The 21,465-nt window shown below is 43.0% G+C and carries 21 protein-coding genes, 1 tRNA gene and 1 pseudogene; 11 read left to right on the top strand and 12 right to left on the bottom strand.

All coding sequences use genetic code 11. The features are described 5' to 3' along the window. Window positions 1-54 precede the first annotated feature (54 nt). A complete protein-coding gene (cobB, locus tag MNR06_RS00330; protein ID WP_243537838.1) occupies window positions 55-774 on the top strand; it encodes a Sir2 family NAD+-dependent deacetylase in 720 nt (239 codons plus the stop codon). Between the two features lie 23 nt (window positions 775-797). On the opposite strand, the pseudogene msrB reads toward cobB, so the two are convergent. Next, window positions 798-1,346: pseudogene (gene msrB / locus MNR06_RS00325) on the bottom strand (peptide-methionine (R)-S-oxide reductase MsrB); the annotation flags it as partial. A 212-nt stretch (window positions 1,347-1,558) separates the two neighbouring features. On the opposite strand from msrB, the gene MNR06_RS00320 reads away from it, so the two are divergent. Genes MNR06_RS00320 through MNR06_RS00300 form a run of 5 tightly spaced genes read left to right on the top strand, consistent with a single transcriptional unit; the run spans window position 1,559 to window position 6,181 of the window. Next, complete coding sequence (locus MNR06_RS00320) at window positions 1,559-1,813, top strand: hypothetical protein (protein WP_243537836.1); 255 nt, start codon at window positions 1,559-1,561, stop codon at window positions 1,811-1,813. Between the two features lie 55 nt (window positions 1,814-1,868). Continuing rightward, window positions 1,869-3,203: a DUF3373 family protein gene (locus tag MNR06_RS00315; protein WP_243537835.1), complete on the top strand. Its 1,335-nt coding sequence runs from the start codon at window positions 1,869-1,871 to the stop codon at window positions 3,201-3,203. A gap of 5 nt (window positions 3,204-3,208) precedes the next feature. Beyond that, the gene (locus MNR06_RS00310; RefSeq protein WP_243537834.1) at window positions 3,209-4,549 is read left to right on the top strand and encodes a DUF3373 family protein; all 1,341 of its coding nucleotides are present in this window, start codon (window positions 3,209-3,211) and stop codon (window positions 4,547-4,549) included. Between the two features lie 7 nt (window positions 4,550-4,556). Continuing rightward, window positions 4,557-4,802, top strand: a complete 246-nt coding sequence (locus MNR06_RS00305) for a hypothetical protein (protein ID WP_243537833.1) — start codon at window positions 4,557-4,559, stop codon at window positions 4,800-4,802. Further along, window positions 4,799-6,181: a DUF3373 family protein gene (locus tag MNR06_RS00300; protein WP_243537832.1), complete on the top strand. Its 1,383-nt coding sequence runs from the start codon at window positions 4,799-4,801 to the stop codon at window positions 6,179-6,181. The genes MNR06_RS00305 and MNR06_RS00300 overlap by 4 nt, the downstream gene beginning before the upstream one ends. A 10-nt stretch (window positions 6,182-6,191) precedes the next feature. Here MNR06_RS00300 and MNR06_RS00295 read toward each other — a convergent pair whose 3' ends face one another. The 7 genes from MNR06_RS00295 to MNR06_RS00265 all read right to left on the bottom strand — a co-directional run bounded on the left by MNR06_RS00295 (window position 6,192) and on the right by MNR06_RS00265 (window position 13,731). Then, a complete protein-coding gene (locus MNR06_RS00295) occupies window positions 6,192-8,183 on the bottom strand; it encodes a BatD family protein (protein ID WP_243537831.1) in 1,992 nt (663 codons plus the stop codon). Continuing rightward, window positions 8,167-8,844 carry a tetratricopeptide repeat protein gene (locus tag MNR06_RS00290; protein ID WP_243537830.1) on the bottom strand — a complete coding sequence of 226 codons (678 nt, stop codon included), beginning with the start codon at window positions 8,842-8,844 and terminating at the stop codon, window positions 8,167-8,169. Before MNR06_RS00290 ends, MNR06_RS00295 begins: the two co-directional genes overlap by 17 nt. A gap of 61 nt (window positions 8,845-8,905) precedes the next feature. After that, complete coding sequence (locus MNR06_RS00285) at window positions 8,906-9,970, bottom strand: vWA domain-containing protein (RefSeq protein ID WP_243537829.1); 1,065 nt, start codon at window positions 9,968-9,970, stop codon at window positions 8,906-8,908. Beyond that, on the bottom strand, window positions 9,970-10,980 hold the full coding sequence (locus tag MNR06_RS00280) for a vWA domain-containing protein (RefSeq protein WP_243537828.1): 1,011 nt from the start codon (window positions 10,978-10,980) through the stop codon (window positions 9,970-9,972). The genes MNR06_RS00285 and MNR06_RS00280 overlap by 1 nt, the downstream gene beginning before the upstream one ends. After that, entirely contained in the window at window positions 10,977-11,867 is an 891-nt protein-coding gene (locus MNR06_RS00275; protein ID WP_243537827.1) for a hypothetical protein, read from the bottom strand. The genes MNR06_RS00280 and MNR06_RS00275 overlap by 4 nt, the downstream gene beginning before the upstream one ends. A gap of 2 nt (window positions 11,868-11,869) precedes the next feature. Continuing rightward, window positions 11,870-12,736, bottom strand: a complete 867-nt coding sequence (locus MNR06_RS00270; protein ID WP_243537826.1) for a DUF58 domain-containing protein — start codon at window positions 12,734-12,736, stop codon at window positions 11,870-11,872. Beyond that, window positions 12,736-13,731 carry an AAA family ATPase gene (locus MNR06_RS00265; RefSeq protein ID WP_407933231.1) on the bottom strand — a complete coding sequence of 332 codons (996 nt, stop codon included), beginning with the start codon at window positions 13,729-13,731 and terminating at the stop codon, window positions 12,736-12,738. Before MNR06_RS00265 ends, MNR06_RS00270 begins: the two co-directional genes overlap by 1 nt. A gap of 121 nt (window positions 13,732-13,852) precedes the next feature. Between MNR06_RS00265 and MNR06_RS00260 the strand changes: the two genes are divergently transcribed. The 5 genes from MNR06_RS00260 (at window position 13,853) to MNR06_RS00240 (ending at window position 17,308) form a co-directional block, all read left to right on the top strand. Then, window positions 13,853-14,665, top strand: a complete 813-nt coding sequence (locus MNR06_RS00260; protein WP_243537824.1) for a M56 family metallopeptidase — start codon at window positions 13,853-13,855, stop codon at window positions 14,663-14,665. A gap of 46 nt (window positions 14,666-14,711) precedes the next feature. Beyond that, a complete protein-coding gene (locus MNR06_RS00255) occupies window positions 14,712-14,960 on the top strand; it encodes a DUF1844 domain-containing protein (RefSeq protein WP_243537823.1) in 249 nt (82 codons plus the stop codon). A gap of 37 nt (window positions 14,961-14,997) precedes the next feature. Then, the gene (locus MNR06_RS00250; protein WP_243537822.1) at window positions 14,998-16,422 is read left to right on the top strand and encodes a trypsin-like peptidase domain-containing protein; all 1,425 of its coding nucleotides are present in this window, start codon (window positions 14,998-15,000) and stop codon (window positions 16,420-16,422) included. Window positions 16,423-16,673: 251 nt separating this feature from the next. Continuing rightward, window positions 16,674-16,997 carry a septation regulator SpoVG gene (gene spoVG / locus MNR06_RS00245; protein WP_243540796.1) on the top strand — a complete coding sequence of 108 codons (324 nt, stop codon included), beginning with the start codon at window positions 16,674-16,676 and terminating at the stop codon, window positions 16,995-16,997. A 235-nt stretch (window positions 16,998-17,232) separates the two neighbouring features. Then, a tRNA-Gln gene (locus tag MNR06_RS00240) sits at window positions 17,233-17,308 on the top strand. A gap of 450 nt (window positions 17,309-17,758) precedes the next feature. Here MNR06_RS00240 and MNR06_RS00235 read toward each other — a convergent pair. From MNR06_RS00235 to pepT, 4 genes are all read right to left on the bottom strand, one after another. Next, on the bottom strand, window positions 17,759-19,096 hold the full coding sequence (locus tag MNR06_RS00235; RefSeq protein WP_243537821.1) for a hypothetical protein: 1,338 nt from the start codon (window positions 19,094-19,096) through the stop codon (window positions 17,759-17,761). 2 nt (window positions 19,097-19,098) lie between these two features. Further along, window positions 19,099-19,683 carry a 2OG-Fe(II) oxygenase gene (locus tag MNR06_RS00230; RefSeq protein ID WP_243537820.1) on the bottom strand — a complete coding sequence of 195 codons (585 nt, stop codon included), beginning with the start codon at window positions 19,681-19,683 and terminating at the stop codon, window positions 19,099-19,101. 64 nt (window positions 19,684-19,747) lie between these two features. Next, the gene (locus MNR06_RS00225; protein WP_243537819.1) at window positions 19,748-19,894 is read right to left on the bottom strand and encodes a hypothetical protein; all 147 of its coding nucleotides are present in this window, start codon (window positions 19,892-19,894) and stop codon (window positions 19,748-19,750) included. A 313-nt stretch (window positions 19,895-20,207) separates the two neighbouring features. Continuing rightward, a complete protein-coding gene (pepT, locus tag MNR06_RS00220; protein WP_243537818.1) occupies window positions 20,208-21,434 on the bottom strand; it encodes a peptidase T in 1,227 nt (408 codons plus the stop codon). Between the last annotated feature and the right edge of the window lie 31 nt (window positions 21,435-21,465).

Here is a 21,465-nt window from a genome sequence, read left to right as displayed (position 1 = left end):
CCTAATGAAAATCAGTTGAAAGCTCAATGTTTGACAGTGTTTGTGCGAGGCATAATGGACCTTCGGCTTTTCAAAAATATAGTGATCCTCACAGGTGCTGGAATCTCTGCTGAGAGCGGCATTCGCACCTTCCGGGACCAAAATGGTTTATGGGAGGAGCATCGCATTGAGGATGTCGCAACGCCCGAGGCTTTTGCACGGAACCCTGCCCTGGTTCAGCGCTTTTATAATCTGCGCCGGGCCCAACTAAAATCCAATGATGTTCAGCCAAATGCCGCTCATTTCGCTTTGGCAGAATTAGAAGCTGCTTGGGAGGGAAATTTTCTGTTAGTGACCCAAAACGTAGATAATCTACACCGTCGTGCTGGGTCGAAAAACTTGCTCCACATGCACGGAAGGCTAGACAAAGTTTACTGCCAGTTTTGTTCTGAAAAGTTTGAATGGCTTGAAGATCTAGCTGTAGATGAGACTTGCCCTCATTGCGGCAGAAAAGGCGGAGTTAGACCCGACATCGTGTGGTTTGGGGAAATGCCTTATCATATGGAAGAGATCTATGATGCCTTAGATAAGGCAGATTATTTTATAAGCATCGGTACTAGTGGCAACGTCTACCCTGCTGCGGGGTTTGTGCAAGTGGCTTGGAAAGCGCAAAAGTTTGAAGTGAATACCAAAGAAACTGAAATCTCTTCTTCGTTTTCTGAACACTTCATCGGACCAGCGACTGTGGAAGTTCGCAAGTTAGTGAACTACTTTCTAGATTCTGACGCTCTGTAGACCCAAAAAAGAAGCAGGCACTTTTAATATCCTGGGGCGCCCGCTTCGGATTCACCACTGGTGGATTTTTGTTCCGATTGTTCAAACAGCGGCAAATATTCTTCGTAACCTTCTTTGGCTAAATCTTTTACCGGAATGAATTTCAGTGAAGCTGAATTCATGCAATATCTTTTTCCTGTAGGTGCAGGGCCATCATCAAACACGTGTCCTAAGTGGCTATCACCGAATTTACTGCGGACTTCCACTCGCGGATGGGAAAGATGAATGTCTGGCTTCATCACGATGTTTTTTTCATCCAAAGGTTTTGTGAAACTGGGCCAACCTGTTCCTGAATCATATTTATCTAAAGAGGAAAAAAGGGGCTCGCCTGAAACCACATCTACATACAAACCCGGTTTCTTATTGTCCCAATATTTATTACGAAAAGGATGTTCCGTCCCTTCCATCTGCGTGCATTCATATTGAAGAGCATTTAGTTTACGCTTCAATTCACTTAATTCTGGTTTGTGATAGCTTGAGAAATCTTTCATACAAGCCTCCCCGATTTCGGTTATTATTTTACCTCTTCTTTTGATTTGTTATTAGCTCCCTTACGACTTTAGTTCTCTAAAGAAGACGTTAGCTTTGTGCACTAACATCCCATTTCTTAAATAAAACCGTGAGTCCATTTCGCAGGAGCAAGTTTGGTGCAAAGATCTTTTGATTTTTCATAAGTATCCCATTGTTCGTAACATGAAGGTAAACAGTAGTTAATGTTGCGAAGGAAAGTTTCAAGGAGTCCATTATGAAAAACCAGGCATCATTATTTTTACTCTTCATTTTGTTCATTCCGACGGTGAGCTTCGGTCTAGATCGCAAAGCCGATATTTTAAAAAGTTTAGTCAATCGCCAGTGCCAAAAATCCATCTCGGAAAAACAAGCCCTGCAATTCGTAAAAATGATTTATCTAACTTGCATACCCGATTCGAATGTTTCGGTATTGAAAGACTGCTCACTGCCCTGCAGAAAAGCCACTGTGGAAACTGTTGTTGGTCCTTGACACATCTGCGGGTATTTAATTCCGCCGCCTAGACTCTCAGAACTATAGTGGAGTGATGAGAAATTCGGCACGTTTAATCTTAACACTGATCGCGTTGATTCCCTTGCTGGCAAAAGCTCAGGAGCAGCAACCAACTCTTGAACAGCGAATAAAAATTTTAGAACAAAGGGTTCTTGAAGCAGAAGCTCAACAGTCTTTGAATATTTTTAAATTCAGCGGACAGATGACTTCGTCCTATGACGACATCGCTGTAAAGGAAGAATACCCAGATCCCAAAGATAACACCGGTTTAAATTATCTGCGTCTGCGTTTTTCGCTGGATATGCTTGCTGATCTAGATCCGAAACTAAAAATTTACACGCGGATGACCACCACAAAATTTTTCAATCGCACCAATGCCCAAGGTCTTGAGACAAGACCGAATGATTTTGATGCGGCCTACAGATATGGTCCGCCCAATGTTTTTCTTGAAAAGGCCTACTTGGATTATTTGGTGAATGAAAAATTCACCGTCTCGGTTGGAAAACTACCGACGGTTGAAGGTGGACCTAGTCATATTTGGGACAGTCAGCCGCGTCAGGGAACATATCCCATGATGAACTTCAACGTTCCTTTAGACGGAGTTGCCGGCACATATAAGTTTAGTATGCCTGCTGGCTACGCTGCATTTCTAAGACTTTTATACACACCCTTTACAGTCGTAAATTTAGGCGGACCTAATGACGCTTACTTAAAATTTCCGAAGGAAGATTTTAGCGGCATCACTCCTATGGGTGCAGACATTAAAAACATTTTTAATTTATTTGCTGTTCAAGTGGAATATAATTTCCCGACACGTTTTTCAGAAACACTGAATTCCCTTGCGGTTCAGTCCACTCGCCTACCGGATGCTCCTGCGATGACGGGGGCTGGAACCTCCAACCTTCGTTACACAGCCCAAGCCGATACTCTGTATTTACGTTTAAGCAAATTGTTCGATCTACCTTTAACCTTCGTAACTTCCTTTACCTATACAGGAATTGATGCCTTTGGTTTTGCCGCCCCTGGAGTAGGCATCGGTGGAAATACATCTGAAGCCCACGCCTATGGACATAGCTTAGTGATGGATGTCCGCTATGATTTAAAGAAATGGGCTATCGGCGCGGAGTATTTAGAAGTTTCCCGTAACGTGTTTAGTTTTTCCACTGCTGATGAAGATCTTGTGAGATTTTATCGAACTCCAGGGTGGGGCCAGCACCTTTATCTAACTCGAAAGCTTACCGATCTAGTCACCCTGCGCTTAGGGTATCGCCATAAAACTCAAACTAATTTTAATCTAACGGCCGGCGATGTGGTCACAACGGACAGAGACATCAGAAACTTTTATGTACGTTTAAGAACGGATTTTTAAGGTCAATGAAACGTTTTGTACTATTCCTTTTTCTAGCGATCTTTTCTAGTTCCGCTTTGGCTCAACAGTCAGACGATGATCCGGCATTGATCGAACGCGCGCGAATTTTAGAGGAAAAACTGAACGCTTTGCAGGCCGAACAGGAATTAGATTTTATCACTTTTGGTGGACAGATGACGTCATCCTATGACGACATCAATGTCAAAGAAACCTATCCTGATACGATCGATGCAACGGGCTTGCAATATCTTCGCTTGCGCTATTCTTTTGACATGTACATGGATTTAGATCCGCGCTTAAAAGTTTACACGCGGATGACCACGACCAAGTTTTACAATCGCGTGACGGCGCAAGGTTTGGTAACAAGACCCACCGATCTTGATGCCGCTCACAAATACAATGGCCCTTCAGTTATTCTTGAAAAAGGTTATTTAGATTACTCAGCTACTCCGGACTTGGTGTTATCCATAGGAAAACTTCCCACTGTCGAAGGCTTCCCGTCCCATCTCTGGGACAATCAACCGCGCCAGGGAACTTATCCGTATATGAATTTCAACATTCCTCTGGATGGCATCGCAGCGACTTATAAGATAAGTGAAGATTTACCTGAAGGCCACATATTAGCTTTGCGCGCTCTTTATACTCCAATCACTTTCGTCAACCTTGGTGATGGATCTAATTCCTATATCAATCCACCCAAAGAAGATACGAACGGAACCACCCCAGTTGGGCGAGACGTGACGCCGATGAGTAATGCTTTTACGCTGCAACTAGATTATTCAGCCCAAGACAGCCCTTTAGGAAAAAGCAACAGCCTTATTTATCAAGCGACAAAGTTGCGGGATTTACCTTTGCCTTCTGGGATGGGCACATCGAGCTTAAGTTACAGTGGCGAGATTCATACTCTGTATGTTGAGTTTATGGACTTTCTGCTATCACGCTTTGATATCACAGCGATGTATTCCTATACCATTATTGATGCCTATGGTTTTTTTGCTCCAGGCCTTGGAGCCGGCGGCACCACGCGTGAAGCCCACATGTATGGGCAGAGTTTATTAATTAGCGGCAGGTATAAGTTTAATAAGTGGATTTTAGGTGCGGAATACATTCAGAACTCACGACAGGCGTTTAGTTTTTCTACTGCTGATGAAGACCTGATTCGCTTTTATCGCAACCCTGGCTTTGGGTATCACATTTATTTTACGAAAAGGCTCAACGACTTTTTAACTTTGCGTATTGGTTACCGCGACAAGACCCAGAACAACTATTATGTGGGGCCTGGGCCCATCTACAGCACGGATCGAGATATTCGAAACTATTATATTCGCTTAAGAACGGATTTTTAGGGGTGATATGAAAACAATGATTTTTGTTCTCTCAATATTATTTTTTCCACTCAGCTTCGCCAACCCGGGAAAAATTGAAACCGTGAAGGAAGTGCTGATGGCTGAATGCAATATGAGCGTGACTGACGAAGAAGCCCTTCGTCACATTCGTCAGCTTTATTTATCGTGCATTCCTGATTCTGAAGTGGATATCAGAGAAGGCTGCACTGTGAAGTGCTTAAAAACGTCCCCTGGGATGGTTATTGGACGATGAAAATAGCGTCTTTCCTCTTTTCATTGCTTTTAGCCTCTCAGGCCTTCGCGCAACAATCCCCTTATGCGACGGTGCTTTCCAGCGAAGATAACCAACAAAAACAAATCGATGAAATTCTGCAAAGAATGCGACTCATGGAACAAGAACTCGCCGATGTAAAGGCGGAACAAGAGCTTGAGATTGTTTCAATCCATGGACAGCTGACATCTTCTTACGACGAAATTGCCACTAAAGAAACTTACCCCACACCCCGGGATCTTCGCCGTGTCAATTATCTGCGCCTGCGTTTTTCTTTAGATGCCAATGTGGATTTAGATCCGAAAGTTAAAATTTATTCTCGATTCACTACGACTAAATTTTTTAACCGTGCTTTTTCAGAAGGACGAAACATAGCGCGCCAGTTTAACGATATGGAAATGGCCTTTAGACATCAAGGCCCCCACGTGTTTTTAGAAAAAGCCTATCTTGATTACACTCCTGTTCCCCAATGGACTTTTTCAATTGGACGCCTTCCGACGGTGGAAGGACCGCCCAGTCACCTTTGGGATATGCAACCGACGCAAGGGACTTATCCGATTTTAAATTTTAACTTAGCATTGGATGGGATTGCTGGAACTTACAGATACCTCCATACGCCACATGAACAGCTTTTGTTCCGTGGGCTATTTACTCCTCTTTCAATTGTAAATCTAGGTAATACGGGAAATGAGTGGTATATCGATCCACCCAAAGGAGATATCACGACTGGTAACGCTGCTGCAGGCAGCGATATGGCACCGCTAATCAATATCGGTGCTTTGCAGATGGATTATCTTTCAACTCAAAATGATTATAGCGAACGGACTAACGTCGTTTTACAAGGAACGTTGCTGCGGGATTATCGCTTTTTTTCTGGGCAAGGAACTTCGAACTTAGAATATTCAGCGATGAACAACACCTTGTATATGGAAGCTCAAGGTATTCTTCGTTCACGCTTTGACCTTGCTGCTAGCTTCACTCAATCGATTACTGAGAGTTACGGTTTAGCAGCGCCTGGTATTGGCGCTGGATCAACGACAGATGAAACCCACGCCCATGGCTACAGTCTTATGTTTGACGGTCGTTACCGATGGAAACGTTGGGCGGTGGGAGCTGAGTACTTAGAAATTTCAAGACAAGTCATCAGCTTCGCCTTTACCGATGAAGACCTTTATGACTATTACCGCAATCCTGGTTGGGGAAAGCATGTGTATCTCACTCACAAGCTGACTGATTTTCTTATTCTTAGACTTGGATATCGTAACAAAGTTCAAACTAGTTATCGCATTACAGGCGGTCCGATTAGAAACACGGACCGCGAATTGAATAACGTTTATTTGCGTCTGCGCGCAGATTTTTAAGGCAGACGCTTTAAGCTTTCGTTTCTACACCTGCGATGACTGCATTAAGAACTTTTTTAGCGCGGTCTACGTGACCTTTCATGACGGACGTGTCCTTTAAAGTTCCAAGCATTTCTTCTGGTGCGAAGCTTAAGGTTTGGAAAACTTCAAAGTTCTTTTTAATTTCTTCACCATGATCACGTCTTAAGCTTGGTGGCATTTTACCTAGCAGGGTTTCAAGCTCTTGAGCAGCACCCCCTTCACCGGCAACGTTACCTAGAACGGTGTAAAAGATGTTTGTCATTTCAACCCCGACTTTTCTGAAGTCACCTTTATTTAAAGCCGAATCAACTTGTTTATATCGTTTTGCTACCATTTCCTTCAGCGATCTGCGACGGCGTCCCCAACCAAAAGCTCTTTGCGCTTTCGCTAGTAACACTAATGAAATTCCGCCATAAACTAAGAACCACAGCCACGGGCGATAAAGCACCGTTGCTTCAACTGCTGGCTGCCAAGTCACCAATGGATCTGGCAAACGGTTTTCAACGATCTTTGGTTTCACTGCTGGTTTGGCTGGATCACCCATGCGGGATGAAGAGCCCACGGGAGCATTCGGATTGTTCACGATCTTTAGTTGGATCGGCTGAGTCGATCGGGTTGTGTATTTTTTTGTTTGCGGATCAAACATGCTTACACTGATCGCAGGAATTGTCAGATCCCCTTCTTGGCGCGGGATCACTAAAACTTCAAACTCTTTAAAGCTGCGACCGTTTTTAAAAAATTTGGATTCAGATTTTGTGTCGTATTGCTCTAACCCAGTTGGCCAATTGATCGCTGGCAAGTCGATAAGTTTAGCGTTACCAGCTCCTTCAAAGCGCACTCTTAAACTTAACGGTTGGTTCACAGGAACACTTGTCCCTTCGACCGTAGCATTCACTTCAAACTGCCCTACAGCGCCAGTGAAGTCAGAAGGTCTGCCTTCCACTGGCAAAGGTTTTACTTTAATAGGAACGCGCGCTGAACTTTTTGTGTATTCATAGGGTTTACCAAAGAATCCACCAAAACCTTGAGCCGGAGTCCTAACGCGGGATTTGATTTTATATTCATCAATGTTCGCAGTACCCGCCTTGATTGGGAACAAAGCGTGGGATGCAAGCAGGGCCTTTTTCCAAGGAACACCGTTTACGACTTCTTCGCTAAATTGAATGGATGGAACTTCTTCGATGATCTCTTTCCAAAAGCCTCTAAGACTTGGGAATTTTAAGCGATCTAATGTTTCCATCTGGCCACGGGTATAGATGTACCAGTTCACAGTGACCTGTTCGCCTTCGTAGACTTCGGTTTTATCTACTTCCACAGATATAAAGAACGCTTCGTTAGGATTTGTCGGAAGACTTCTAAAAGCGGCTTCTGGCAATCCAGTGTTTACACCTGAGGGATAGTCTTCATCAGGGGCGCCGGGCATTTGTTGTTGCATCAAACGCTGACGCTGACGAAGAAGCTGGTTAAACATTTCTTCTTCGGCGCGGTCCATGGCTTCAAACGGATCTTCAAAGCCCGGCATTCCCGGCATTTGATTTGGACGAGGACGAGGTTTCGGTGCTGCCCCGTCTTTAGCTACTTTAATAACGACGGGCTGAGTTCTAAAGACCTTGCCATTTACGACCACTTCAAAAGCGGATAGACTTAAGTTACCAGTTCTTTTTGGTCCAAGCATATAATGAAACTCTTTACGTCTTTGAGTTTCAAACTGCATTCCTGAACCCGTATTCACTAACTTTTGCGCGACCGCGGTTGAAGTCCAATTGTTTAATAAATCAAAACCGTCAAGATCAGGAACTCGCGGATCTTGAATATCCACATCTTCTTCTGATGAAACTACAGCGACTGTTAAAGTGAACGTATCACCAGCGCCAATTTCATTGCGGTCCACGGTTGCTTGCACGGTCGTGCCGGCGGCTGACGCTAGCACTCCCCAAAATATCAAGCTAAGAAAGAACAGATAATTACCAATCTTTGTCACGAGGCTGCTCCTTCACTTCTTTCTTATTGTACTCAGCTCTGATTTTTTCTTCTTGCTGTTTTAGTTCGCCCAAGATTTTTTTAACATCCGCTTCTGACAACTCTTTTCCTTGGAAAGGACGAGGTTTGTACTTTGGCGATTGTTTCATTTCTTTTTTTTCGTCTTTTTGTTCTTGGTCTTGTTCTTTATCTTTATTTTGATCGCCTTGACCGTCTTTGTTTTGGTCTTTTTGCTGATCACCACTTTGATCTTTTTGATCCTTTTGGTTTTCACCACCGTTCCCGCCGCCTTCGCCTTGGGTTAGAAGTTCGATATTGGTTTTCACTTCTTTAGAGGTGGGAATGATCTCTAAGGCTTTTTGGTACAAGCTCAAGGCTTCATCGATGCGTTTGGCTTTGCCTAAAAGCTGCGCTTGATTGAAGCGTGCCATAAATACTAATTCTTGGTTTTGTTCTTTTAAGGCCAAGGTTTCTGCTTCTTTATAAGAAGCTAAGGCTTTTTCAGCTTGCTGCAAGCCTTCAAAACTTAAACCCAAATTCAGATGCAAGGCACCGACGAAAGGATCATACCTTAAAGCTTCAAGATATTTTTCCATCGCCGATGGAAAGGTCTGTCCTTTAAGATCGTTATTTGCATTTTGATTTAACTGCAAAGTGCGCAAGTCAGGACGGCCCGGTCCACAACCAGTTAATAAAGCTATAACTATCGAAGAATAAATTAAACTACGCAGGGGGCACCTCGAATCGTCCTTTCCAGAAGCGGAAACCTTGACGGCGTTCGCCCAGGAATAACTCGATTAATGCGACTAAAATACCTAATAACAGCACTGTTTGAAAACGCTCTTCGTATTGTGTCGCCATGGTGGCATCAAACTGAGTCTTTTCAAGTTTGGTGATATCTTCGACTAAAAGTTTGGTTTGATCGCCGCCAAAGGTTGCGAAATAAAAACTGCCTTTGCCTGCTTCAGCGATGGATCTTAAAGCATCACCTTTAACAGTTGTCAGGATCGTCTGCCCTTGGCGGTCTTTTTTATAACCCTTTAAAAAGCCCATGCCGTCTCTGACGGGAATGGCGCCACCTTTTTCAGTGCCGTAAGCTAGCGAGAAAATACGCACACCTTCGCTAGCCATTTTCTTAGCTTCTTCTAAAGCTCCCGGTTCATGATCTTCACCGTCTGATGCGATTAAGATAACGCGAGTTACTTTGACCGTATCATCGGTTGTTACACCACCGCGATTGAAAGCGTCTTTAGCTACGTTCAAAGCTTCAGTAAAGTTGGTACCTTGCGATGAAACTGAACTTGGCTCTAAAGACTCAAGATACATTTTAATCGCGCCCGGATCATTCGTTAGAGGTGATAAAAGGGCTGCAGAGCCTGCAAATGCGACGACTCCCACTTTGTTTCCAGGCATCAAATCCATCAGACGGCTCAGTTCACTTTTAGCTTGGGCTAAACGCGAAGGCTTCACGTCTTCGGCCATCATACTTTCTGAAACGTCGACAGCAAAAATGATTTCAACACCTTCTGATTTAACTTCTTGCTGGCTTTCACCCATCTGCGGGCGGGCTAAAGCTAGAACAAATAAGAACACAGTTAAAACTTGCAAGAACGTTTTAAGTTTTCTTTTTTTGTTTGAAACGGAACTTGCTAAAAATGGATAAAGTCTTGAGCCAATGGCCTCAGTCATTCTTTTTTTCGAACGACGATCAAAGAAATAGCCTACGACAATAATAATTGGAATCAGCCACAAATAGTTAAAAGCGGCCACGTTTTCAAAGCGAAACATTATGGCACCCTCCTTAACCATGATCTGCCTAAAAGTAGACCTGTTAAATACAAGACGATGGCAATTACTAAATACGGCGGAAATTTTTCCGTGTAGTTAGTGAATTTGTTCACGTCAATTTTAGTTTTCTCTAGATTGTCGATGTCGTTAAAGACTTTTTGTAAGGCACCTTCATTGGTCGCGCGATAGAACTTACCGCCGGTATCCTTTGCCATACGGGAAAGTAAGTCTTCATTCACTGTACTTTCAAACGGTTGATAGGTTTTTACTTTCTGGCCAAAAATGTCCCGAGAATAAACTGGAATTCTAGTTGGACCATCTTTACCTACACCGATGGAATAAACTTTAATGCCATAACCTTTGGCGATTTCTAAACCCGTTTCAGGATCGATGGTTCCAGAGTTGTTTTCCCCGTCGGTCATGAAAATCATCACGCGGCTTTTTGCTTGGGAGTCTTTTAATCTTCCTGCTGCATTCGCCATTGAAACACCTAGAGCTGTACCGTCTTTGATTTTAGCACTTGAAGCACTGGTGATCTCGCCCACTCGTTGTAAGATCAATTGGTAATCCAAAGTTGGTGGAACTAAAGTGAAAGATTCACCAGCAAACACCACAAGGCCGATACGGTCAGAGCTTCGGCCTTCGATGAATTTTTTGATAGTTTCTTTAGCGGCCTCTAAACGATTTAAAGGCTTCATATCTTCAATCAACATACTGTCAGACACGTCTAAACAGATGACAATATCGATACCTTCTACGTTCTTACGGATCTTAGTGTTCATGGTTTGCGGTCGGGCTAAAGCCATGATTGCAAATACCAATGCCAATGCTTTTAGAATTGTTGGTAAGTGCATAAGTCTGGTACGCAGACTTGGCGTCACGCTTTTTAAGACGTCAACTGAACCAAACTGTAACGTCGGTGTTTTTTTACGACGATTCCAGAATGTCCAAACAAGAATTAAAACTAGCGGAATTAGAAACCAAAAAGCCCAAAGAGAATGATAGGTCATGACATTCTCTCCATTTCTTCAACTAAGTGACGGGTTGAAGTTGCGATGTTTAAGACATCCTGTTCTTTAAGATTTTCTTTATCCTGGAAGCCCCGACTGTATTCATTTAACAGCTTTTTTAAATCGTCGCCAAAATGCTGGTGAACTTTAGGATGGTGTTTTTTAAGATCTTTTAAAATCAATCGATCATTCCACTCTAAAGCAGGCACTTGGTAACGACGAGTTAAGAAAAGTTTTAACATCTTGTTCGTGTCTTCAAGACAAGTTTGGATGTCTTCTTTACTTGCGGCTACACCGAAGAACACAGAGTTTATGCGCTGTAATTTTCTAAAGCTTTGATGGAATTGCGCTAGCGGCGATAACGCTGAATCATGTTCTTTAAGGCGCTGTAACATATTTCGGCGCTGAACCACACGATAGATTTTTGCGACCACCAAAAGAATTACTAAACCGATAAATGCAGCAAGCATTGCCCAATATAACATCGGCACAGAAAGCTGTGCGGGTCCAAAGGGACCAAAGGGTTCTTGTTTAACTTCAGGCGCACCCGGAGCCTGTTTCGGTAGCACAGATTGCACACCGTACTGAATAGCACCAAGGCTTAAAGTTTGCGTGCCGTCACTTAATTGCAAGTCATCGATTTGAATTTCACCAGCTTTATACGCTGTGGCCGTGATATCAGCCGCCGTCGAACTTCTAAATTCAAATTTTAGTAAATGGATTTTATATTTCATCTCTGGCTTTAAGACGAAATGAAGCTTTTCCTGATCTAGGTTTTTTGGAAACTCCCCTTCACATGCTAGAAGAATTTCTCGTCCGACAGTGATTTCATTTTCATTTAATCCCTCAACAGCGGGGACTTCCACTTTACACTGAATCGTTGCCATTATTATCTCTTCTTAAAAAATGCGACCAGCGGATTTACATAATCTTCGCTGGATTTCACATCCACGCGTTCAACTTGAGAAAGCCTTAAAGCTTTATCACGTTGATCTTTGCGTTTTAAAACAGCCTCTTCATACTGGGCACGGAAGCCCGGTGAAGAAGTGTCTACCGTTAGAATTTCGCCAGTTTCAGCATCTTGAACTTCAATCACACCCATGCGCGGTAACGAGTATTCGGCAGCATCATTGACCACGCACGCAACCACGTCGTGTTTGCGACCTAGAAGTCTTAAACTTTGATCAAAGCCCTGATCCATGAAATCGCTGAACACAAAAACTGTCGCGCGCTTTTTTAAAATACCTTGCAGGTAACTAAAGCCTGAAGACAGTTTGGTACGATGGCTTTTAGGCTGAAAGTAAAATAAATCGCGAAGAAGTCTATGCACATGGCCACGTCCCTTTTTAGGTGGAACGAAGTGTTCAACTTGATCACTAAAAAGTAGTAAGCCGACCTGGTCATTATTTTTCACCGCCGAAAAAGCTAAAAGGGCTGCCATGTGGGTCATGACTTCACCTTTAAAGTAAGGGCCAGTTCCAAAGTCACTAGAGCCACTGACGTCGACTGCTAAAATCAAAGTCAGCTCACGCTCTTCTTCGAAAGTTTTGATGTAGGGTTTTCCTGTACGTGCAGTCAGGGGCCATGAAATGCTCCGCACGTCATCGCCTGGCACATACTCCCTGAAATCCGCAAAAGTCATCCCTTGACCCTTAAAGGCCGTGTGATATTCGCCTGCAAAAAGATTGTTCACAAGTTTTCTTGTGTTGATCTCTAAGAGCTTAACTTTTTTTAGAACCTCAGGAGGTAAACTCACTATGGCACCTCAATTTGGCTCAAGATTTCTTTGATGATGTCATCAGTTTTGATGTTTTCAGCTTCAGCTTCGTAAGTAAGAATCAGACGATGTCTCATCACGTGGTAAGCAATTGCTTTTACGTCTTCAGCCGTTACGTAACCTCTTCCGCGGATGAACGCGTGGGCTTTTGCTGCACGATACAAACTGATCGTTGCACGCGGTGAACCACCGACATTGATCAGATTTGCGATACGACTTAAACCGTATTCGCCTGGCTTACGCGAAGCCATGATCAATTCAACAATGTAGTTCTTAATTTTATTATCGACGTAAATTTGGTCTGCGCGTGAAGAAGCTCTTAATAAGTCTTCTTGAGAAATTACGGAATTCACCACAGGTTTTTCATTCGTACCCATGCGGTTTAGGATTTCTAGCTCCTCACCTTTACCTGGATAAACAACGTTAATTTTAAACATGAAGCGGTCCATCTGCGCTTCAGGCAGCGGATAAGTACCTTCTTGTTCTAGCGGATTTTGAGTCGCAAGAACTAAGAAAGGATTAGAAAGTTTGTAAGACACATCACCGATCGTCACTTGTTTTTCGGCCATCGCTTCAAGCAGTGCTGATTGAACTTTGGCAGGCGCACGGTTAATCTCGTCGGCAAGCACGATGTTTGTAAAGATCGGACCTTTACGAGGAGCAAACTCCCCTGATTTTGGATTAAAAATCATCGTACCAATCAAGTCTGTTGGTAACAGATCAGGAGTGAATTGAATTCTTTGGAAATCTAAAGAGATTGATTTTGAAACTGTCGCGATTGTTAAAGTTTTCGCTAAGCCCGGAACACCCTCTAACAGAATGTGGCCACCCGTTAAAAGGCCCATCATAATGCCTTCAACCATTTCTTTTTGACCAACGACAACTTTGTTAATCTCAGCCATCATTTTTTCGATAAATTGGCTTTCTTGCTTAATGGCGGCGTTCAGGGCCATGATGTCAACTTCACTCACGATGTTCCTCCTAGGACAGACAGTTTATTTCACAATTTTCCTTCTAACTCCGCAAGCTTAGACTTTGTAGAACAGCGCTTCCCATACCCTTGCCAAGTACCTGAATAAGTGGGACAAAAAATATATGATAAACAACAATACAAAAGTCTGGCTTTTCATTCTTATAAGCTCCCTAGCGCTGCTGATCGCCGGTTACCAAGTTGGTGAACGCTTAGGTTTAAGCATCGGCTTCTTGCTTGCCCTGTTGCTTAACTTTTTTGTTTTCTTCTATGGCGAAAATCGAGTGCTTGGGAAGCTGAATGCAAAACGCGTTAAAGGCCAAGATGCTTGGGGAGTTATTGATATTGTTGAGCGCGTTTCCCAAGAATTAAGAATTCCAGCTCCAGCGATTTATATAACCCCCCATTCTTCTGCTAATGCTTTCTGTGTTGGCCATTCTTGGAAACGAGGATCGTTGGGTTTTACTGCGGGGCTGTTGAAAACTTTTTCTGAAAGAGAATTAACGGCCGTCGTCGCCCATCAATTATGTCACATTCGCAGACTTGATACTTTCGCCTTCGGGGCGTCAAGTACTCTTGCGAACTCTGTTGTCGGAATTGGACAGTTTTTAGACTCAATACTTCCAAAAAAAGTGCAATTTTTTGCTGCACTTCTTTCACCCATCGGCTGGGTTATTATTAAGTCCGTCGTGAATGAAAAATCGTTTTATGAAAATGATTTAATGGCAACAGAGCTATTAGCCAGCCGCAACGAATTAGGTGAAGTCCTATGGCGCATGGAAGGGTTAGCACAAACCCAACCTTTAAGCGTCCCGCCTTGCACGAGCCACCTTTTTATGGTGAATCCAGAAGGCTTTAGACAAAAGAATTTATTTTTAAGATCGCATCCGGCCATTGAGGTTAGGCTGCAAAAGTTAATGGGTTATTATCCCATCTAACTTGACAGGGAAAAACAAGAACACATCTTTGATTTGAGGATTTTTTATGGCTGAAACATTAGAAGCTTCATTTTCTGTTTTGATTATGTCCATCGCCTCATCAGCCGTAATGGCTATGGGTTTAGCACCAAACCCCCAAAATGGCGAAACGACGAAAGATAAAAATATGGCTCGATTTAACATCGACCTTTTGGTGGTCCTGCAAGAAAAGACCAAGGGAAATCTTTCTAGCGATGAAGCTAAATTTTTGGAAAACTTAATTAGTGATTTGCAAATGAAGTACGTGTCCATTTAGTACCGACAAAGTCGGAGTGTAGACAGGAGACATATTTATGAAAAAATCTGTGTTCTTAGCGTTCGCCATGTCCGTAGCGCTTGCAGTTCCAGGCCAAGCGCAAACGTTTCCTAAAGATCCCCCGAAACTAAAACTGAGCGAACCTTTACCAGGAAATCTATTTCAAGAATTAGCCAAGGCTATCAATCCAGCGGTCGTTAATATTTCTACGACAGCTCTTCCTAAAAACGTCGGTCGCATGCGTGATCCGATGTTAGATATGCTTGAACAGCTTTATGGCTTTCGCATGCAACAACCTCAGCAAAGCCAACGTCCTCAACAAATTGGTTTAGGAACGGGCTTTATCATCCGTGAAGATGGTTTGATTGTGACGAACAATCACGTGATCGCGGGTGCAGACCAAATTAACGTTCAATTAAGTGGTAAGGATAAGACCGTTTATGAAGCGACTTTGGTTGGTAGCGATGAACGTTCTGACATCGCATTAATTAAAATCACTCCGAAAAATAAACTCACTGTCGCTGTTATGGGGTCTTCAAAAGACCTTGAAGTCGGCGAATGGGTAGCGGCCTTTGGTAATCCGTTTGGTCACGATCATTCGATGACGAAAGGGATTATTTCTTCCTTGGGTCGTGCGATCACAGAGATTAATAAAATTCCTTTGATTCAAACTGACGCTAGCATCAACCCGGGGAACTCTGGCGGTCCTTTAGTAAATACCAAAGGACAAGTCATCGGGGTTAACTCTGCGATCGACGCCAGAGCTCAAGGTATCGGTTTTGCGATTCCAATTGATGAAGTGAAGGCGATCCTGCCAGTGCTTGAAAGCAAAGGAAGAATTGCTCGCGGATATATCGGTGCTGCATTGGGTGACCTTGATCCCGAAGCTGCGGAGTATCTTGGGATGGGCGATATTCGCGGTGCTGTTATCACTAATATGGATCCGAAGGGCCCTGCGCTAAAAGCGGGTTTCAGAATTTATGACATCGTGACTGAATTTAACGGTAAATCGATTAAAAGCTCTTTAGATTTAATCGATGCCGTGAGTGACTCACCGATTGGTAAACCAGCAAAAGCAAAACTGATCCGCAACAATAAAGAGATGAGTTTGAACGTCAACGTGGCAGAAAAAGTGGAACCCAAAGTTGCCACTCGCCCGCTTGCTAAAAACGAATCAGGCCACAAAGCTCCGTTTGATTTAGGGTTTTCGGTTATGGATCCAACTCCGCAATTAAGAATGGAGTGGGGCCTTCCTGAAGACATGAAACAACCCGTGGTGATTCAAACGGACAGATCCTCGGCAGCAAGCCGAAGCGGTCTTCGCGTGGGCGACATCGTTTTGGACGTGAACAAAGTGGCAGTAGAGACTTCAAAAGATGTCCTCAAAGCCCTTAAAAAAGGTCAAAACACTTTGCGTATCGCCCGCAATGCCCGCATCCAAATCATAAACATCACGAACTAAAAAGGTGCCTGGCACTTTTTCCAGTCTACGGCGCATTAAAGCCTTCCTTCGGGGAGGCTTTTTTTGTTTTCCTTTGCTATAAACTTCGGCAGCTTCGTCTCACCCTGAGACATGTTCGGTGAATTTTGGCTTTTCACCTGAATTCCCCGACCTAGGTCTTTAGTTTTTCTCAATTCAGTCCGAGAAGAATTACGGACCATCGTATGGCTCCAAGAATTGCAACAGGAACGGCAACAGGAAAGGGACACCTCATGAAAGTCACCGAAGTTAAAGTATTTCCCGTCAACGAAGACAGGCTTAAAGCTTATGTCTCAATCACCCTCGATAATTGCTTTGTAGTCAGAGACTTGAAGGTCATTCAAGGCACTAGCGGTTTGTTCGTAGCGATGCCGAGCAAAAAACGCAAAGACGGACAGTTCAGAGATATCGCACATCCCTTAAACCAAGAAACAAGAACCATGATCGAGGATCTTGTGTTTGAGGCTTATGAAAAAGAACTTAAATCCATGGGCGAAACACTAGTAAACCTAAAACGCCAAAAGGCGCCTAACAGCGACTACGGCGACGATTACTAGTCGAAGTACCCTGCTCACGCCTGCTTGCTTTCGAATGTGGAGTTAGCAAGTCAGAGGCGGCTTCAAAAAAGACCCGTGGACCATTTAAAGCAGGCATCGAAAGGTGCCTGCTTCTTTTTTGGGTATCCACCGCGTTAAAGCCCGGTTTGTTACCACCGCATCGGTTGCGCGCCGCATCTTATCTTGCTTTTCGTCCCCAGAATCCGTAATTTAGCGACTCGTTCAGCGTTCTTACTGGGGTATCGTCAAGTTGGTAAGACAACAGATTTTGATTCTGTCATTCGCAGGTTCGAGTCCTGCTACCCCATCCAAATTTTTCCCCTATGCTTAAATACTCAGACAGTCCTCGGCTCTTGTTAGTCAGTGCTAGCTTTGCATTCGTGTATTGGTTCGCCTGTGAAACTCGCATTTAAGCATAGGGGAAAAATTCGGCCCCGACAGTATGGAGTAGCAGGACTCGAAGAAGCCCCGGCTCCGGGACGAAAAGGCGTGATGCCTTTTCGCGGGAAGACCGAGCCGCCTTTGCCTATACCGGGAAACAAATTGCGGCGCCGAAGGCCAGCCAGCTTGATAATCTGTGACGTTCTTGTTTTATTCTTCAAAAAGGAAATAAAATGACGACTGAAAACAACGAATCAGAAGTAAAATCCAAAACCCTGATAGTCCTAGGCCTTACTTTCATTCTTCCAATCATCGCAACTTTCATAGCGGTTTATATTTTTTCGTAGGAGTTGATAAGAAGCCGACGTTGTTCCACTCAATTAACGGTGCCGAACTTCCACAATCACTTTGGTTTTACAAAGCTCATTAAGAAGTCCATGAACTTTGTCGATCGTGTTCTGATCTAAATTTGCATCCCACTCATCCAACAAAATATAACGGTCATCTTGGGTAGATAAAAACTCAATATGTCTTACTAGATTCTCCCCCGTGGAGCTAACTGCGTTTTCTGGTAAGTCAAACTGCGGATTTGCAGGCAAGTAAAATGAAGAATCTAACTTTTGGTTTAAATGCAATAGCAGCGTTGATTTTCCGACGCCATTAGGACCACGAATCTCAATTCGTTTAGGTGGACTGCCTATAATAGTTTTCTCAAGTGACTCAAGAGTTTGATGATAGTTATCTTCTACTCTGATGCCTGTATGTTGGATTCTTCCTGTAATTGGTTGTTCAATTAAAGTCGCATTTTGAGAAAGTCTTCTGAATTTAGCTTCGAAGCTTAAAAATGATGCTGTTGTTTGAAATATATTTCTAAACGTCGACAGAATATTTAACTGACGTGGAGCAACGGCCAGTAGCGCAACAAGAACAGCGTTGTTATTTTGGTTCTTAAAGGCAAGCCAAATTAAAACTGTAATAACAGGCAAGCTCGAAACCAAACTCAATACAGATACCATCACCTCATACCAACGAGCTGCTTCGACAGATCTTGATTTTGCCACATCAAAACGTTGACTAAATTGATCTTGGTAGCGCCTAATAACTCCCGCATTTTTAAAAAAAATGTTATCCCAGGAAGATAACAGGTAACTCGCGAAACTGGTCTTTGCTTCCTGCTCAACCTCAAAGGCGTGTGTAATTTTTTTCTGAAGGTAGCTATAGCAAAAAAAGCTAACAATACCAGCCATGGCGAAAGCAGGGATAAACATCATATCGAGCGAAAATCCCAACACGGTGATGCTGAAGATAATCGATAGTCCGAATGAAAAGAGGTCTAATAAGACATATACTATGGCGCCTAGATATAATTCAGTTTCAGCACCAACAGAGGCCAGAAATCTTTCGCGCTCATTTTTTTGCAACCAAAGAGAAGAAGAAGAGGCTTTGCTAAGTAGTTTTTCTTCAAGAAATTTTTTATATGATTTGAACGTTAATTCTATCTCAAGCGGCTTCGTGATAATACCAAAGAACGGTGTCAACACATGACAAGCTAGAGTGATTGCAAGCCACGCTATTAAAAAAACTGGGGCATCAAATGACAAACCCGCTTTAATTAGTGCATAGGTTCCTGTTGCTGCCACAAGTTGTTGAATAAAACTATATACTAATATTTTAGCGGCAAGCGGCCTATCAACATATTTAAGTACTAAAGATTTCATATTCAGCCTTCCTGCACGATCCACTCGGATAAAACAGAGTATCGGTTCCAGTTATTTACTTTCACAACACTATGCCAATTTGTATTATCTGTGAAAAATAATACCATCCTGTTCGCTAGTGGCTCAATTGCCACTGCTTCCTGGCGGGATATTCTTAAATTGTCGGGATGAAGAAGCAGTTCGCCGCCACATTGCGGATGCCAATTTGGTGAAAGATAATAAATGCATACTAATGAGCGTTCGTCAGCCGCGTCTATATGGGGAGGCATGGCTGGGGAGTTAGGCGTCATTCGACGAAGTTGCACGAGACCCGTGTCACTAATTTCAAGACTTTTCTGAGTTACTCTTTGCAAAAATTCTTGGAAGGCTTCACCAATAAAAAATTTTGCCAATGTGAGATCCGGAAGGAACATGAAATTTATTTGAAAAATATCGTCATCTTGTTTTTCAAATCCCGCATCAACAGCACAAAGTTGTTGTTGTAATTTTTTAAAACTTTCACTTGGAAGAAAGTTATCAATTACGTAGTATGACCAAGGATTGTCATATTTTTTGACTTCCAAATTTAATAAAAATGATGAATCCATATCCCACCAAAATATGAAAGGGAGAATGTCATTCTCCCTTTTACTTAAATACTTACAAAATTTTTTAATTAAGTTTTTTTGCTTTGCGTGCGTGCAAAATATTTTTTACTTCGTCTGGAATATTTTCAGACTTCAATTCCTTTTGCACCCCCACCGCATTACCACCTTTTTTCTCAGAAATGATGTTTTGGAATAATTCATTTTTGTTCATTTTAATCTCCTTTTAATATTCGTCAAAATGACCTTGTTGAAAGGACGAACTGCAGATAGCGTGCCGAGCTTAAAGTGCAATCTTTTACTTAATTAAAAGATCAGATTATTAAAGTCTGTCTATTAGGACTTAATTATTAAATTTGAGAATCGAAGGACGGATAACACCAAAATTGGATATGTTCTTTGAGCGACACACGATTTGATCACAGTGAAGGCCATATTGCTGTAATGCTCAGGATCAATCACGTAATTCAACTTAGACCCGAAAACAGGGGAAGTAACTATTGGATAAAACACCATTTTGCAAATAGTTACTTAGCCGCAAGCAAACAGATCTTTTCTGCTAATTCATAAGACTTCACAAAGGACGGAATCGGCAGGAACTCATACATCGAGTGGAAGTTTAGAGCGCCGGTGAAAAAGTTTGGCGTCAAGATTCCCTTCGCTGACAGCGCAGCACCATCAGTCCCGCCGCGCATCGGGATCACTTTTGGTTCAACGCCAATTTCTTTCATGCCTTGGAAAATTAAATCAATCGCCAGACGGTCTTCGCCTAAAGAATTGCTGATATTGCTATAGGTATCAGTGATCTTTGTAGCGACTTTCGCCGTTGGGTATTTCGCTCTTATGACTTCAGTCACCTCTTCGATTTTTTTCTTTCTCGCGGCAAAACTTTTTAAATCAAAATCTCGGATAGAAGCTGATAGCTTTGCTTCCTGCTGGGTAGCGTTCATGGAATTAAACCACACGTAACCCTCTCGGCCAGAGGTATTTTCTGGAGTCTCTGCGCGATCGAAATGATTGATAAAATCTTGCGCCATCAAAATCGGATTTACCAACACCCCTTTTGCTGACATCGGATGCGCGGTTACGCCTGTGAAAGTCATATCTGCCGTGGCTGCGTTGAAGTTTTCATAAACGACTTCACCTAAAGAGCAACAATCAATCGTGTAGGCGAAATCGACGTCAAAGCGAGACAAGTCCATGGATTTAGCGCCAAGTAAGCCGATTTCTTCATCGGGCACGAAGGCAACGACAATATCACCATACTCTTGATCGCTTCGAAGGTTTTCAAGCAGGGTCATAACCACAGCGACGGCCGCCTTATTGTCAGCGCCTAAAACACTAGTCCCATCACTAAATATAATGTCCTGTCCTTTATAAGGAAGAATTTCAGGATGTTCAGAAACTTTTAACCAGATATTTTCGTTTTTATCAAGACAAACATCTTCGCCAGTGAAGCGAAGAATCTGCGGATGAATATGGGGACTAAGACCCACATCCACCGTGTCGATATGAGTGATAAAACCGATGCGCGGCCCACCCTTTTTTGTTCCCGGTTTAACCGCAGTCACCGTCGCATGTTTGTCGATCTTAATATCCTGAAGTCCTAGCGCTTTCAGTTCTTGTGCTAACAATTCAGCAAGTTTCTGCTGACCAGGAGTACTTGGCAGTTCCGCAACATTTTCATCACTTTGCGAACTGACTGCTAGATAACGAAAAAATTTTTCCGTCAGTTGTTTTTCAAGATTTTTCACTTCGACCTCTCTCGAGTCAAATGGATGGGTG

This window comes from Bdellovibrio reynosensis, assembly GCF_022814725.1.
Taxonomy (GTDB): Bacteria; Bdellovibrionota; Bdellovibrionia; order Bdellovibrionales; family Bdellovibrionaceae; genus Bdellovibrio; species Bdellovibrio reynosensis.
This window is presented reverse-complemented; position numbering and strand designations above follow the sequence as displayed.

What these genes read in the sequence shown, in the direction of transcription:
- cobB (WP_243537838.1), top strand. Translation starts at nt 55, where the DNA reads ATGGACCTTCGGCTTTTCAAAAATATAGTGATCCTCACAGGTGCTGGA.
- MNR06_RS00320 (WP_243537836.1), top strand. Translation starts at nt 1,559, where the DNA reads ATGAAAAACCAGGCATCATTATTTTTACTCTTCATTTTGTTCATTCCG.
- MNR06_RS00315 (WP_243537835.1), top strand. Translation starts at nt 1,869, where the DNA reads ATGAGAAATTCGGCACGTTTAATCTTAACACTGATCGCGTTGATTCCC.
- MNR06_RS00310 (WP_243537834.1), top strand. Translation starts at nt 3,209, where the DNA reads ATGAAACGTTTTGTACTATTCCTTTTTCTAGCGATCTTTTCTAGTTCC.
- MNR06_RS00305 (WP_243537833.1), top strand. Translation starts at nt 4,557, where the DNA reads ATGAAAACAATGATTTTTGTTCTCTCAATATTATTTTTTCCACTCAGC.
- MNR06_RS00300 (WP_243537832.1), top strand. Translation starts at nt 4,799, where the DNA reads ATGAAAATAGCGTCTTTCCTCTTTTCATTGCTTTTAGCCTCTCAGGCC.
- MNR06_RS00285 (WP_243537829.1), bottom strand. Translation starts at nt 9,970, where the DNA reads ATGTTTCGCTTTGAAAACGTGGCCGCTTTTAACTATTTGTGGCTGATT.
- MNR06_RS00280 (WP_243537828.1), bottom strand. Translation starts at nt 10,980, where the DNA reads ATGACCTATCATTCTCTTTGGGCTTTTTGGTTTCTAATTCCGCTAGTT.
- MNR06_RS00275 (WP_243537827.1), bottom strand. Translation starts at nt 11,867, where the DNA reads ATGGCAACGATTCAGTGTAAAGTGGAAGTCCCCGCTGTTGAGGGATTA.
- MNR06_RS00260 (WP_243537824.1), top strand. Translation starts at nt 13,853, where the DNA reads ATGATAAACAACAATACAAAAGTCTGGCTTTTCATTCTTATAAGCTCC.
- MNR06_RS00255 (WP_243537823.1), top strand. Translation starts at nt 14,712, where the DNA reads ATGGCTGAAACATTAGAAGCTTCATTTTCTGTTTTGATTATGTCCATC.
- MNR06_RS00250 (WP_243537822.1), top strand. Translation starts at nt 14,998, where the DNA reads ATGAAAAAATCTGTGTTCTTAGCGTTCGCCATGTCCGTAGCGCTTGCA.
- spoVG (WP_243540796.1), top strand. Translation starts at nt 16,674, where the DNA reads ATGAAAGTCACCGAAGTTAAAGTATTTCCCGTCAACGAAGACAGGCTT.
- MNR06_RS00235 (WP_243537821.1), bottom strand. Translation starts at nt 19,096, where the DNA reads ATGAAATCTTTAGTACTTAAATATGTTGATAGGCCGCTTGCCGCTAAA.
- MNR06_RS00230 (WP_243537820.1), bottom strand. Translation starts at nt 19,683, where the DNA reads ATGGATTCATCATTTTTATTAAATTTGGAAGTCAAAAAATATGACAAT.
- MNR06_RS00225 (WP_243537819.1), bottom strand. Translation starts at nt 19,894, where the DNA reads ATGAACAAAAATGAATTATTCCAAAACATCATTTCTGAGAAAAAAGGT.